The sequence below is a fragment of the Mycobacterium kansasii ATCC 12478 genome (assembly GCF_000157895.3).
Taxonomy (GTDB): Bacteria; Actinomycetota; Actinomycetes; order Mycobacteriales; family Mycobacteriaceae; genus Mycobacterium; species Mycobacterium kansasii.
Map to the genome: position 1 here is coordinate 6,088,945 of NC_022663.1, position 13,339 is coordinate 6,102,283.

General features: G+C 66.1%; 10 protein-coding genes. 8 read left to right on the forward strand and 2 right to left on the reverse strand.

The window, feature by feature from the left end:
• The first annotated feature begins 2 nt into the window (after positions 1–2).
• From lspA to MKAN_RS26395, 4 genes are all read left to right on the forward strand, one after another.
• Complete coding sequence (gene lspA, locus MKAN_RS26380) at positions 3–638, forward strand: signal peptidase II (protein ID WP_036444607.1); 636 nt, start codon at positions 3–5, stop codon at positions 636–638.
• Positions 638–1,564 carry an RluA family pseudouridine synthase gene (locus MKAN_RS26385; protein ID WP_023373537.1) on the forward strand — a complete coding sequence of 309 codons (927 nt, stop codon included), beginning with the start codon at positions 638–640 and terminating at the stop codon, positions 1,562–1,564. Before lspA ends, MKAN_RS26385 begins: the two co-directional genes overlap by 1 nt.
• A 90-nt stretch (positions 1,565–1,654) precedes the next feature.
• The gene (locus tag MKAN_RS26390; protein ID WP_023373539.1) at positions 1,655–2,035 is read left to right on the forward strand and encodes a YciI family protein; all 381 of its coding nucleotides are present in this window, start codon (positions 1,655–1,657) and stop codon (positions 2,033–2,035) included.
• Position 2,036: 1 nt separating this feature from the next.
• Complete coding sequence (locus tag MKAN_RS26395; RefSeq protein WP_023373541.1) at positions 2,037–3,254, forward strand: RNA polymerase sigma factor; 1,218 nt, start codon at positions 2,037–2,039, stop codon at positions 3,252–3,254.
• Positions 3,255–3,291: 37 nt separating this feature from the next.
• Here MKAN_RS26395 and MKAN_RS26400 read toward each other — a convergent pair whose 3' ends face one another.
• Entirely contained in the window at positions 3,292–3,702 is a 411-nt protein-coding gene (locus MKAN_RS26400) for a group I truncated hemoglobin (protein WP_023373543.1), read from the reverse strand.
• 227 nt (positions 3,703–3,929) lie between these two features.
• On the opposite strand from MKAN_RS26400, the gene MKAN_RS26405 reads away from it, so the two are divergent.
• The 4 genes from MKAN_RS26405 (at position 3,930) to dnaE (ending at position 10,663) form a co-directional block, all read left to right on the forward strand.
• On the forward strand, positions 3,930–4,946 hold the full coding sequence (locus MKAN_RS26405) for an SDR family NAD(P)-dependent oxidoreductase (protein ID WP_023373547.1): 1,017 nt from the start codon (positions 3,930–3,932) through the stop codon (positions 4,944–4,946).
• A gap of 4 nt (positions 4,947–4,950) precedes the next feature.
• Entirely contained in the window at positions 4,951–5,754 is an 804-nt protein-coding gene (locus MKAN_RS26410) for an SDR family NAD(P)-dependent oxidoreductase (RefSeq protein WP_023373549.1), read from the forward strand.
• Between the two features lie 858 nt (positions 5,755–6,612).
• Positions 6,613–7,044 carry a type II toxin-antitoxin system Rv0910 family toxin gene (locus tag MKAN_RS26415; RefSeq protein WP_023373551.1) on the forward strand — a complete coding sequence of 144 codons (432 nt, stop codon included), beginning with the start codon at positions 6,613–6,615 and terminating at the stop codon, positions 7,042–7,044.
• Between the two features lie 67 nt (positions 7,045–7,111).
• A complete protein-coding gene (dnaE, locus tag MKAN_RS26420; protein WP_023373553.1) occupies positions 7,112–10,663 on the forward strand; it encodes a DNA polymerase III subunit alpha in 3,552 nt (1,183 codons plus the stop codon).
• Positions 10,664–10,667: 4 nt separating this feature from the next.
• Here dnaE and MKAN_RS28970 read toward each other — a convergent pair whose 3' ends face one another.
• Entirely contained in the window at positions 10,668–13,082 is a 2,415-nt protein-coding gene (locus tag MKAN_RS28970) for a methyltransferase domain-containing protein (protein ID WP_023373555.1), read from the reverse strand.
• Between the last annotated feature and the right edge of the window lie 257 nt (positions 13,083–13,339).

Sequence of the window (13,339 nt, forward strand, 5' to 3'; positions counted from 1 at the left end):
GCGTGCCTGACGAACCAACAGGATCAGCCGATCCGCCTACTACGGCGGGGGATACCGGGGAACCTGAGGCTTCCGCGCCGCCTCCTCCCAGGCGGCTACGCTTGCTGCTGTCAGTTGCGGCGATCGTGCTGGCACTGGACATCGTCACCAAGGTGCTGGCCGTCAAGCTGCTGCCGCCGGGCCAGCCGGTTCCAATTATCGGCGACACGGTGACGTGGACATTGGTGCGCAATTCCGGTGCCGCATTCTCCATGGCGACCGGCTACACCTGGGTACTGACGCTGATCGCGACGGGCGTCGTGGTGGGCATCTTCTGGATGGGACGACGGCTGGTGTCCCCCTGGTGGGCGCTGGGGCTTGGGATGATTCTGGGCGGCGCGATGGGCAATCTGGTTGATCGCTTCTTCCGGGCTCCCGGGCCGCTTCGGGGACATGTCGTCGACTTCTTGTCGGTCGGCTGGTGGCCGGTGTTCAATGTCGCCGACCCGTCGGTGGTCGGCGGTGCGATCCTGCTGGTGGTCCTGTCGATCCTGGGCTTCGATTTCGACTCGGTAGGCCGGCGCAGACCCGACCGTGCCACCCCGAGTCGGCGCAAGGCCGACGGGGACACCGGCCGGCGCAAGGCCGATCAGCACTGATGCCCGACCGCTCGATGCCCGTCCCGGAGGGATTGGCGGGCCTGCGCGTCGATGCCGGGCTCGCCCGCCTTCTCGGACTGTCCCGCAGCGCCGTGGCGGCCATCGCCGAGGGCGGCGGCGTGCAGCTCGACGGCGTGCCGGCCGGCAAATCCGACCGGCTGACGTCGGGGGCATGGCTGCAGGTTCGGCTGCCCGAGGCACCGCCACCGCTGGAAAACACACCCGTCGACATCGAAGGCATGACGATTCTGTATTCCGACGACGACATCGTCGCCGTCGACAAACCGGCGGCTGTCGCGGCACACGCATCGGTGGGCTGGACCGGTCCCACTGTGCTCGGCGGTCTTGCCGCGGCGGGTTACCGCATCACCACATCCGGCGTGCACGAGCGGCAGGGCATCGTGCATCGCCTCGACGTCGGCACCTCCGGGGTGATGGTGGTGGCACTGTCGGAACGGGCGTACACCGTGCTGAAGCGGGCCTTCAAGCACCGCACCGTCGAGAAGCGGTATCACGCGCTGGTGCAGGGACATCCCGATCCGTCCAGCGGGACGATCGACGCACCGATCGGCCGCCACCCCGGCCCCGAATGGAAGTTCGCGGTCACCACGAACGGCCGCCACAGCGTGACCCACTACGACACCATCGAGGCTTTCGTCGCGGCCAGCCTGCTCGACATCGAGCTCGAGACCGGACGCACTCACCAGATTCGGGTGCATTTCGCCGCGCTGCGCCATCCATGCTGCGGCGACCTGGTGTACGGAGCCGACCCCAAGCTGGCGAAAAAGCTTGGCCTGGAACGGCAATGGTTGCACGCCCGGTCGCTGGCCTTCGCTCATCCCGCCGATGGCCGCAGGATCGAGATCGTCAGCCCCTACCCGCCGGATCTTCAGCACGCGCTGGATGTGTTACGAGCCGAGGGGTGACCGCAGGCTTCCGGCTTGGCCCGGGTGTCGATCTGATGGCGTGTCAATCGTCATACCGGTGACACCATCGAGTCGGAAAGGAACACCGTCATGCAGTACTGCCTACTCATGCACTATCAGGAGGGCGGCGAGATCGGGCTGAGTGAGGAAGACATGGCCCCCGCACGGGCGGCGTTTGCCAAGTACGCCGACGACCTCGACGCCGCGGGCGTGCTGATCGCAACCCAGGTGCTGCAGCCGGCCGACACGTCCACCACCTTCACCGCGCGCAGCGGTGTCCCGCAGATTCAGGACGGGCCGTTCGCCGACACCAAAGAACGGCTCGGTGGGGTGTTCGTTATTGAGGTGCCCGACCTCGATACGGCCCTGGCGTGGGCGCGACGATGCCCCGCAGCCGAGTGGGGATCGGTCGAAATCCGGCCCGTCGCAGTCACTTACGCTCGCGGTAAGGGCTGGTACCAGCCTGAGTGAGGTGCAGGCTCGGGTCACCGGGCTGGTCCGCGAGTCCTACGGCCGGTTGTTGGCGCTGCTGGCCGCGCCAACCGGCGATATCGCCGCGGCCGAGGACGCCCTGGCCGACGCCTTGGAGCGTGCGCTCAGCCGGTGGCCGGCCGACGGAATACCGGCCAACCCGGACGGTTGGGTCCTCACCGTGGCCCGCAACCGGCTGCGCGACCGGTGGAAATCGCACGGTTACCGGTTGACCGGTGCGCTCGACGAAACTGATTCTGCCGCAGACGAATCCACCGACGACCCGGAGGCGATCCCGGATCGCCGCCTCGAGCTGATGTTGGTGTGCGCGCATCCGGCGATCGCCGCCAACTGCCGCACACCCCTGATGCTGCAGACCGTCCTCGGCATCGACACGGCCGCAATCGCCCGGGCGTTCTCGCTTCCGGCCGCAACCATGGCGCAGCGACTGGTCCGCGCCAAGCGCCGGATTCGCGACGCGCGCATTCCCTACGTGGCGCCGGACCGCGCCGACCTCGACGAGCGGCTGCCCGCGGTTCTGGAGGCGGTGTACGGCGCGTTTGCCATCGACTGGCAGGTGGAACCATGCGGTGAACCGATTGACTGCCTGTCCGCCGAGGCTCTGCATCTGGCATTGCTGCTGGCCGAACTACTGCCCGACGAGCCCGAGGTGCTGGGCCTGGCCGCGCTGCTGTGCCTGTCGGAGTCGCGTCGCGCCGCGCGGCGCACGAGCCGGGGCGAGTTCGTGCCGCTGGACGAACAAGACACCCGGCTGTGGGATCCGGCGATGATCGCGCGCGGCGAGACGTTGCTGCATCGAGCACACCGCATCGGCCGTCCCGGGCGCTACCAGTACGAGGCGGCGATCCAGTCGGCGCATTGTGTCCGAGCGCACGGCGGTCACCTCGACTGGGCATCGCTTCGCAAGCTGCATCGCACGCTGGTGCGCGTCGCGCCGTCGCTGGGGGCGTCGGTGGCGCTGGCCGTGGTGGATGCTGAACTCGACGGTCCGGACGCAGGGCTCAGCGCCCTCGATGCGATTGCCGACCCTGCGGTCGAACGGTTTCAGCCCGCCTGGGCGGCCCGAGCCCATCTGCTGGTATCAGCCGGTCGTCACGCAGCGGCGGCCGAGGCCTACCGCGCGGCCATCGACCTGAGCACCGACGCCGGCGTCGTCGAATACCTGCAGCGACGACTCGCGGCGGTGGCGCGGCGCTGACCTTTCATCGGTGCGTTGCCAACCGTTCCGGGCCGGCTCAGACGCTGACCGTGGTGCTGTCGTCCGATACGACGTCGGCGGCCAGCGGCGAGATCGTTTTCAGGATTTCGGTGATCGTCTCGGGGGGGACTCCGGCCGCGGCCAATGCGTCGCCCAAATGCCCGGCCACCAGGGTGAAGTGGTGCATGGTGATGCCACGGCCCTGATGCACCTGCTTCATCGGCGCACCGGTATATGGCTCCGGCCCGCCCAGAGCCGCGGCAAAGAATTCCGTCTGTTTGCCTTTGAGACGGCTCATATTCGTTCCGGTGAAGAAGCCGGCGAGCTGGTCGTCGGCGAGCACCCGAGCGTAGAAATCCTCGACGACGACCTCGATCGCCTGGTACCCGCCGATCTGGTCGTAGATGGTGATTGGCGTGCGCTTGCGGAAACGTGACAGTAGTCCCATCCGGTCAAGGGAACACGTCGGCGTTGCCTGGCCGTTAGAGGCCGATCACGCCCGGATTATCAGCTGTAACAAGTCGATTGCCGTAGAACGTCGAAGCGTCCCGCGGTTCGGCCAGGCACCTGGCGGACTCGCATGCCGACAGGTTGGTCCCGGTCATTGACCGATGCCCTAGGTTTGCTTCATGACCAGTGCCACATCCACCACACCGCCATCAGGAGCGACAACCGATGAATCTTGGTGACTTAGCGAACCTCGTCGAGAAGCCGTTCGCGACGGTGTCCAACATCGTCAACACGCCGAACTCCGCCGGACGATATCGGCCCTTCTATCTGAGGAATCTGCTCGACGCGGTGCAGGGCCGGACACTGCGCGACGCGGTTGAGGGCAAGATCGTCCTCATCACCGGCGGGTCGTCGGGTATCGGCGAGGCGGCCGCGAAGAAGATCGCCGAAGCCGGGGGCGAGGTGGTGCTGGTCGCGCGCACGCGGGAGAACCTGGAAAAGGTTGCCGGCGATATCCGCGGCGATGGCGGAGCGGCGCACGTATACCCGTGCGATCTGTCCGACATGGACGGCATCGCCAGCATGGCCGACCAGGTACTGGCCGATCTGGGACGGGTCGACATCCTGATCAACAACGCGGGGAGGTCAATTCGGCGCTCACTGGAGCTGTCCTATGACCGGATTCACGACTACCAGCGGACCATGCAACTGAACTACCTGGGTGCGGTCCAGCTCATTCTCAAGTTCATTCCCGGTATGCGGGAACGCAAGTTCGGGCAGATCATCAACGTCTCCTCGGTCGGGGTGCAGACTCGAGCACCGCGCTTCGGCGCCTACATCGCCAGCAAGGCCGCTTTGGACAGTCTGTGCGACGCGCTGCAAGCCGAGACGGTCAGCGACAACGTCCGGTTCACCACCGTGCATATGGCACTGGTGCGGACGCCGATGATCAGTCCGACCACGATCTACGACAAATTCCCCACGTTGACCCCGGATCAGGCGGCCGGTGTGATCACCGATGCGATCGTGCACCGGCCGCGACGGGCAAGCTCTCCTTTCGGCCAGTTCGCGGCTGTGGCCGACGCCGTCAACCCGGCCGTCATGGATCGGGTACGCAACCGGGCGTTCAGCATGTTCCGGGATTCCGCCGCGGCCAAAGGCGGCGAATCTCCAACGGACACATCAGAACTCGACAAGAGAAGCGAAACGTTCGTCCAGGCGACCCGAGGGATACATTGGTGAAATCATGAGTCTTCCCAAACCGAACAAGCAGGCCACCGTGGTCATCACCGGTGCTTCTTCCGGCATCGGAGTCGAACTGGCCCGCGGTCTGGCCCGCCGCGGCTTTCCGCTGATGCTGGTTGCGCGGCGCCGCGAGCGCCTCGAGGAGCTCGCCGATCAATTGCGCGCGGAATTTTCGGTAGGTGTCGAGGTCTTGCCGCTCGATCTCGCCGATGCGCAAGCCAGAGCACAGTTGGCCGATCGCCTGGGTACCGACGAGATCGCCGGTCTGTGCAATAGCGCGGGCTTCGGCACCAGCGGCCGTTTCTACGAGCTGTCCCCGGAACGCGAAAGCGAGCAGGTCACACTCAACGCGCTGGCCCTCATGGAACTCACCCGCGCAGCACTGCCCGGCATGGTGGAGCGCGGTGCGGGAGCGGTGCTCAACATCGCATCGATCGCCGGGTTCCAGCCCATTCCTTTCATGGCGGTGTACTCGGCCTCCAAGGCATTTGTGCTGACCTTCTCCGAAGCCGTCCAAGAGGAGTTGCACGGCACCGGTGTGTCCGTCACGGCGCTGTGCCCGGGCCCGGTGCCTACCGAGTGGGCGGAGATCGCCAGTGCCGAGCGGTTCAGCATTCCCATCGCGCAGGTGTCGCCGCGAGAGGTCGCCGAAGCCGCGATCGGCGGGATGCTTGCCGGCAAACGCACCGTGGTGCCGGGTGCGGTGCCCAAGTTGGTCAGCACCGGCGGCAGATTCCTACCGCGAACCGTGTTGCTGCCCGCGATCAGGATCGGCAACCGGCTGCGCGGGGGACCCGGTCGCTAAAGCGTGTCACCTCACGTCGCATCTGTCTCAGTGGTGTCTGGATCGCCGTCGGGCCGGTGCCGGGAGGCCCGCGATTTGCCCACCTCAACTTGAGAATTCAAAGTGACCACGAGACTGGTCGGTGGCTTGTCCGCTGGTGCGATGGATGGGTGTGGCGACTGTTGGGTCCGCCGGAGATGGGTGGGACGCGGGCGTTGAAGCAGGTGTCGGGCTAGGCGATGCCGGCGGGGGTGGTGCTTCGAGGGCGGTTGTGGGGTGACGGTTACCGGTCCGATGTGATCGCGCCGGCTGACGACGGCTTCCGGCTTCCAGGATGTTTCCAGGACGCTGCGTCGACTTGATCAGCACGTCGACGAGCGCAGCCTTGGAGCCCACGCTCGCTTTGGCGGCTGTATTCGGCGGTGATACGCGCGGCTTCGCTCAAACCTCTTGCAAAGACCGGTGTTCGGTGAGGACGCAGAAGATTTACGCGTTCATCAGGTCGGCCGGCATTCCGCGTATCGAGTGTGCGATGACGGCTTTGAGTGTGCGGTGGCGGCTTCGAGCGTGAACGTAGGGTGGTAAATCCGCGAATGGCCCGCCCTGACGGCACGCTCGGCGCCATCAGTGCACACTCCGCGCCATGAGCGCACGCTCGGCGCCATCAGCGGGCCGTGCGGCCCGCATCGTCGCCACGGCTGGGTCTGGTTGCCGGGCTCCTCAGCGGGCCGTGCGGCCCGCATCGTCGCCACGGCTGGGTCTGGTTGCCGGGCTCCTCAGCGGGCCGTGCGGCCCGCATCGTCGCCACGGCTGGGTCTGGTTGCCGGGCTCCTCAGCGGGCCGTGCGGCCCGCATCGTCGCCACGGCTAGGCTCGTGCGATGGCTTCCGTTGAGATGACCGCCGACGTTCCGATGCCCCCCCGCGACACCTGGGAACACGTCTCCAATCTTTCAGAGTTGGGCGATTGGCTGGTGATCCACGAGGGATGGCGCAGCGAGCTACCGGACGAACTGAGCGAGGGCGTCGAAATCGTGGGGGTGGCCCGGGCCAAGGGCATGCGCAACCGGGTCACGTGGACGGTGACCAAATGGGACCCGCCGCACGAGGTCGCGCTGTCCGGCTCCGGCAAGGGCGGCGCCAAGTACGGCGTTACCCTCACGGTCACGCCGACCAAGGACGGGTCCGGCCTCGGCTTGCGTCTCGAGCTGGGCGGTCGTGCGTTGTTCGGGCCGGTGGGTTCGGCGGCTGCACGAGCCGTCAAGGGCGACGTTGAAAAGTCGCTGCAGCAGTTCGTCGAGCTGTATGCCTAGCGACCACAAGACACACTCCGCGACACGCCCGAAAGCCGTCGGTGCTCAGTCATAGACTGGCGTCCCTATGAGCGGTTCATCTTCGCGGTCCTTCGTGCACCTGCATAACCACACCGAGTACTCGATGCTGGACGGTGCCGCGAAGATCAACCCCATGCTGGCCGAGGTCGAGCGGCTGCAGATGCCGGCGATCGGGATGACCGATCACGGAAACATGTTCGGCGCCAGCGAGTTCTACAACTCGGCGACACAGGCCGGGATCAAACCGATCATCGGCGTCGAGGCGTATATCGCGCCCGCTTCTCGTTTTGATACCCGGCGCATCTTCTGGGGCGACCCGAGCCAGAAGGCCGACGACATCTCGGGAAGCGGCTCCTACACCCACTTGACGATGATGGCCGAGAACGCCACCGGCCTGCGCAACCTGTTCAAGCTGTCGTCGCTGGCATCCTTCGAGGGCCAGCTCAGCAAGTGGTCGCGCATGGACGCCGAGCTCATTGCCGAACATGCCGAAGGCATCATCATCACCACCGGCTGTCCCTCGGGTGAGGTGCAGACCCGCCTTCGCCTCGGCCAGGAGCGTGAGGCGCTCGAGGCCGCTGCCAGGTGGCGGGAGATCGTCGGCCCGGAAAACTACTTCCTCGAGCTGATGGATCACGGGCTGACCATCGAACGGCGAGTCCGCGAGGGACTGCTGCACATCGGCCGCACCCTCAACATTCCGCCGCTGGCGACCAACGACTGCCACTACGTGACCCGCGACGCGGCCCACAACCACGAAGCGCTGCTGTGCGTCCAAACCGGCAAGACCCTGTCCGACCCCAACCGGTTCAAATTCGACGGCGACGGCTACTACCTCAAGTCAGCCGCCGAAATGCGCCAGATCTGGGACGACGAGGTCCCCGGCGCCTGCGACTCGACCCTGCTGATTGCCGAGCGGGTGCAGTCCTACGCCGACGTGTGGACCCCGCGTGACCGGATGCCGGTCTTCCCGGTTCCCGACGGCCACGATCCGGCGTCCTGGCTGCGCCACGAGGTGGCCGCGGGGCTGCGCCGACGGTTCCCCGACGGACCGCCCGCCAGCTACGTCACCCGCGCGGACTACGAGATCGACGTGATCTGCGCCAAGGGATTTCCGTCCTACTTCTTGATCGTCGCCGACTTGATCGGCTACGCGAAGTCGGTGGGCATCCGCGTCGGACCGGGCCGCGGCTCGGCCGCCGGCTCGCTGGTCGCGTACGCGCTGGGTATCACCGACATCGACCCGATTCCGCACGGTCTGCTGTTCGAGCGCTTCCTCAACCCCGAGCGTACGTCGATGCCCGACATCGACATCGACTTCGACGACCGCCGCCGTGGCGAGATGGTGCGCTATGCCGCCGACAAATGGGGCCACGACCGGGTAGCCCAGGTCATCACCTTCGGCACTATCAAAACCAAAGCGGCGCTGAAGGACTCGGCACGAATTCACTACGGGCAACCCGGCTTCGCAATTGCCGATCGGATCACCAAGGCGCTGCCGCCGGCCATCATGGCCAAGGACATTCCGCTGTCGGGCATCACCGATCCTGCTCACGAGCGATACAAGGAAGCAGCCGAGGTTCGCGGCCTGATCGAAACCGATCCGGACGTGCGCACCATCTACCAGACCGCACTCGGACTGGAAGGCCTGATCCGCAACGCCGGCGTACACGCCTGTGCGGTCATCATGAGCAGCGAGCCACTGACCGAAGCCATCCCGCTGTGGAAGCGACCGCAGGACGGGGCCATCATCACCGGCTGGGACTACCCGTCGTGTGAGGCGATCGGCCTGCTGAAGATGGACTTCCTGGGGCTACGCAACCTGACGATCATCGGCGACGCGATCGACAACATCAAAGCCAACAAGGGAATTGACCTCGACCTGGAATCGGTGCCGTTGGACGACAAGCCCACCTATGAACTGCTGGGCCGCGGCGACACCCTAGGGGTGTTCCAACTCGACGGTGGGCCGATGCGCGACCTGCTGCGCCGCATGCAGCCCACCGGGTTCGAGGACATCGTCGCGGTGCTCGCCCTGTACCGGCCCGGCCCGATGGGCCAGAACGCGCACAACGACTACGCCGACCGCAAGAACGGCCGCCAGGCGATCAAGCCGATCCACCCGGAGCTGGCCGAACCCCTCGAGGAGATCCTGGCCGAGACCTACGGCCTCATCGTCTACCAAGAGCAGATCATGCGCATCGCGCAGAAAGTGGCCGGCTATTCGCTGGCCCGAGCCGACATTCTGCGCAAGGCGATGGGCAAGAAGAAGCGCGAAGTGCTCGACAAAGAGTACGAAGGCTTCGCGCAGGGGATGCAAGCCAACGGATTCTCCTCCGGCGCGATCAAGGCGCTGTGGGACACCATCCTGCCGTTCGCCGACTACGCGTTCAACAAATCGCATGCCGCCGGCTACGGGCTGGTCTCGTACTGGACGGCCTACCTCAAGGCCAACTATCCCGCCGAGTACATGGCCGGCCTGCTGACGTCGGTGGGCGACGACAAGGACAAGGCCGCCGTCTATCTGGCCGACTGCCGCAAGCTGGGCATCACGGTACTGCCGCCAGACGTCAACGAGTCCGGGCTGAACTTCGCGTCGGTGGGTGAGGACATTCGCTACGGCCTGGGTGCAGTGCGCAACGTCGGCGCCAACGTCGTCGGCTCGCTGATCCAAACCCGCAGCGACAAAGGCAAATTCACCGATTTTTCGGACTATCTGAACAAGATCGACATTTCGGCGTGCAACAAGAAGGTCACCGAGTCGTTGATCAAAGCGGGGGCGTTCGACTCGCTTGGCCACGCCCGCAAAGGTCTCTTCCTGGTCCACACCGACGCCGTCGACTCGGTGCTGGGCACCAAGAAGGCCGAGGCGATGGGGCAGTTCGACCTGTTCGGCGGCAGCGACGACGGTACCGGCGCCGCGGACCCCGTGTTCACCATCAAGGTCCCCGACGACGAGTGGGAAGACAAGCACAAGCTGGCCCTGGAACGCGAAATGCTGGGCCTGTATGTGTCCGGGCATCCGCTCAACGGGGTGGCACACCTGCTGGCCGGCCAGGTCGATACCGCCATTCCCGCGATTCTGGACGGTGACGTCCCCAACGACACCCAGGTGCGGGTGGGCGGCATTCTGGCGTCGGTGAACCGGCGCGTCAACAAGAACGGAATGCCTTGGGCATCAGCGCAATTGGAAGACCTCACCGGCGGCATCGAGGTGATGTTCTTCCCGCACACCTATTCCAGCTACGGCGCCGACATCGCCGACGACGCCGTGGTGCTGGTCAACGCCAAAGTCGCGATTCGCGATGACCGGGTTTCGTTGATCGCCAATGAGCTTGTGATACCGGACTTTTCCAATGCCCAGGTGCAGCGGCCGTTGTCGGTCAGCCTGCCGACACGGCAGTGCACGTTCGACAAGGTGAGCGCGCTCAAGCAGGTGCTGGCGCGTCATCCCGGCACTTCGCAGGTGCACTTGCGGCTCATCAGCGGGGACCGGATCACCACGCTAGAGCTCGATCAGTCACTGCGGGTGACGCCCTCGCCGGCATTGATGGGGGACCTCAAGGAGCTGCTCGGTCCCGGGTGCCTGGGCGGTTAGCCAGTCACCCGCCACATCGAAGCGCGAACAGTTCCGGGTGGACCATGTCCAGCGGCCCCGTCATGGCGGGCCATCCGTGCTCGTGGGCGACGTCGTCGGTGGCGTAGACGAGCACGTTCTGCCGGTACCACCACTCGCATCGGGTGTCGTGCCACAACTTGCCGCGCAGGAGGTCGTAGGGCAGGTAGCCGTGGGTGGCAAACAGCGCCGCCCAGTAGCTCGGCCACCTCTCGTTGACATGCCCGGTTCCGCCCTGGCCGGGTATCGCCGCCGAAAAGACGATCACGTCGCCGTGTCGACAGAGGCTGTCGACGAGCGTCTGGGCGGCCTCCGGCGGCAGGTGCTCAGCCACTTCAAGGCATGTGACCAGGTCGAATCGACGACCGAGGTCCAACGGGGTGGTCAGGTCATGGTCGATGAAGCGGTCCGCGGGGATGCATAGCTGAGCGCGGGGGACGTAATCGCCGTCCACGCCGATGGCGTCGGCGCCGCTATCCAGCCAGGTCGCGACCCAACCGCCGACCCCACAGCCAACGTCGAGCACGGAGCTGGGCCGGTTCAGCGCGGCCAACATCGGCACCATCACCGTCGCGGAGGCGGACGATCCCGCGGCCTGCCCGTCGTAGAACGCCGGTGTGTAGAGAGTGGTTTCCCTACTGTCGCCGGAGATGCAGAGCACCTCGTCGAGGGTGGCGGTGTGCAGCCCGGCGGCGGCCGCTCGGCGTCCGAGTTCGCTAGTCGGGTCGATTCCACCGGCCCGGTCCAGTCGCTGGGTATCGAATATGGCAGGGCCCCTGGCTATCGCGTCGGTCAGCAGGTAGCGCCCGGCTTCGGGTGTGCGGCGCACCGACTGCTCGGGTGCGCTGACGCCGGTCAGCGTGACCGCATCGGCGAGGTTGACGCCCACCTGAAACACTTGCGGCTCGGCCTCGAGGACTGCCACGAGGCGGGTGATCAGGTTTTCGGGCGCGAAGAATCGCCAGCCCCGGTCCAGGTGTAACCAGAACCGGCCGTCAATCTGGGCGCGGATCTGCCCGAGCTTAACGCCGACGCGAACAACGTCGAGGAATTCGTAACGCCGGCATAGTGTTTCGCGATCCGGGCCGGACAGGCCGGCATCGATGACCAGGAAGCGTCCGACCCGCCAGACGTCGGTGCAGCAACGTAGAAACGAGTTGAGTGTCTGCTCAGTGGCAGCGAGGTCCGGCCCGGCGACCAGGCTGACGACCACCCCGGCGTTGTGTTGACTCGAAGGCTGCACGGACGCCAGCAGCTCCGGGTCGGGATACGTGGACGCTGCCTCGACCATCGTCGGCGCACAGATGTCGCGGTTTTCCGCGATGCGTTGGCGCTCGTTCTCCGGGAGGTCGGATCGGGTCAGCAGCCGCCGCCACAGCGTGAACGCCTCAGCGTACTTGCCGATCCAGGACGCGCACACCGCTTGTTCGTCGACTATCCGCCAGTCGTAGATGTCGGCGCGGACAAACAACATGTCCTGTTCGGGGAACGGGATTTCGGCGGCGCGCTTGGCGAACTCGTAGCCAAGCTGGTAGCACCCGTCGGCGCGGTACCGAGCCGCGATGGCAAACAGCGGTTCGGCTCGGGTCGGCCGAAACTCCCAGGCCCGCAGGTAGGCGTCGCGCACGTCGGGCCACGGTTCGTTGAGCTGGCCCATCGACACCGCGACCCGCCACATCGCGTAGTAGGTCTCCTCCGCCCAGCCGGCCATCTCGGCACGCCGCGCATACCACGTGCGCGCGTTGGCGAAATCACCAAGGTCGTAATAGCTCTGGGCCAGATAGAAGACCGACCGCGCATCCCCGGGATCGCGTTCCACCTCGGCCAGCAGTAGATCACGGTCACGCTCATACTTCTGTCCCGACAGGTTGCGCGCACCGCGTTGACGATCCTCGACGTGGTAGTCGCCCCCCAGGCGCGCCTCCACGCAGGAGTTGAAGTCCCACATCGGCGCCTCGTGGGTGACGCCCACCCACCGCACGCGCACCCCGTCACGGAACAACTGCGAGCGGTAGTAGCCGTGGGAATTGCACACGTAACGCACCCAGTAGACGTCGGCATCCAGGCCCGCGAAATCGGGTGTGCCCACCAGCAAATCGTCGGCGTCGACCACCCAGACGTAGTCGCCATGGCCCTGCGCGAGGGTCAGCGCCTCGGTGCGGTTGTCGCCGAAGTTGCGCCACGGGCGTTCATGCAGCTCACCGGGAATGCCGAGGCGGGCCATGTGGTCGCGAATGAGGTCCTGAGTCCCGTCGTCGGAGCCGGTGTCCACGATCACCCACGAGCTGATGTAGGGCGCCACCGAGTCGAGTGCCTCAACGACGATGTGTGCCTCGTTACGCACGATCATGTTGAGGCAGATCGCCGGGCGCTTCGCACGCTCTGCCCCTGGGTCGGACACCGCAAAATCGTACCCAGCGATCGCGCATCGGGTCGCGGATATGTGCGGCCGCGGCAGACCTCAAGTAGCCGCTCCGGCCGCGGCGCTGGGGCGCTCGGTCCGGGGATGGCCAGTAGCACCCGTCTTCTACGTCTCAGATAGCTTGGTGGACAACTGAATCCGGCCTGCGAACAGTTCGACTTCGGGTGCGGGCGCCGGGCGCGGGCTTCCATGTCCGGCGATCGCGGACGTACGCTCACCGATGTGAACGGGCAGTG

Bases quoted from the DNA above. Each gene is read 5' to 3' on its own strand.
- MKAN_RS26385 (WP_023373537.1), top strand. From the start codon at position 638: ATGCCCGACCGCTCGATGCCCGTCCCGGAGGGATTGGCGGGCCTGCGC.
- MKAN_RS26390 (WP_023373539.1), top strand. From the start codon at position 1,655: ATGCAGTACTGCCTACTCATGCACTATCAGGAGGGCGGCGAGATCGGG.
- MKAN_RS26400 (WP_023373543.1), bottom strand. From the start codon at position 3,702: ATGGGACTACTGTCACGTTTCCGCAAGCGCACGCCAATCACCATCTAC.
- MKAN_RS26405 (WP_023373547.1), top strand. From the start codon at position 3,930: ATGAATCTTGGTGACTTAGCGAACCTCGTCGAGAAGCCGTTCGCGACG.
- MKAN_RS26410 (WP_023373549.1), top strand. From the start codon at position 4,951: ATGAGTCTTCCCAAACCGAACAAGCAGGCCACCGTGGTCATCACCGGT.
- MKAN_RS26415 (WP_023373551.1), top strand. From the start codon at position 6,613: ATGGCTTCCGTTGAGATGACCGCCGACGTTCCGATGCCCCCCCGCGAC.
- dnaE (WP_023373553.1), top strand. From the start codon at position 7,112: ATGAGCGGTTCATCTTCGCGGTCCTTCGTGCACCTGCATAACCACACC.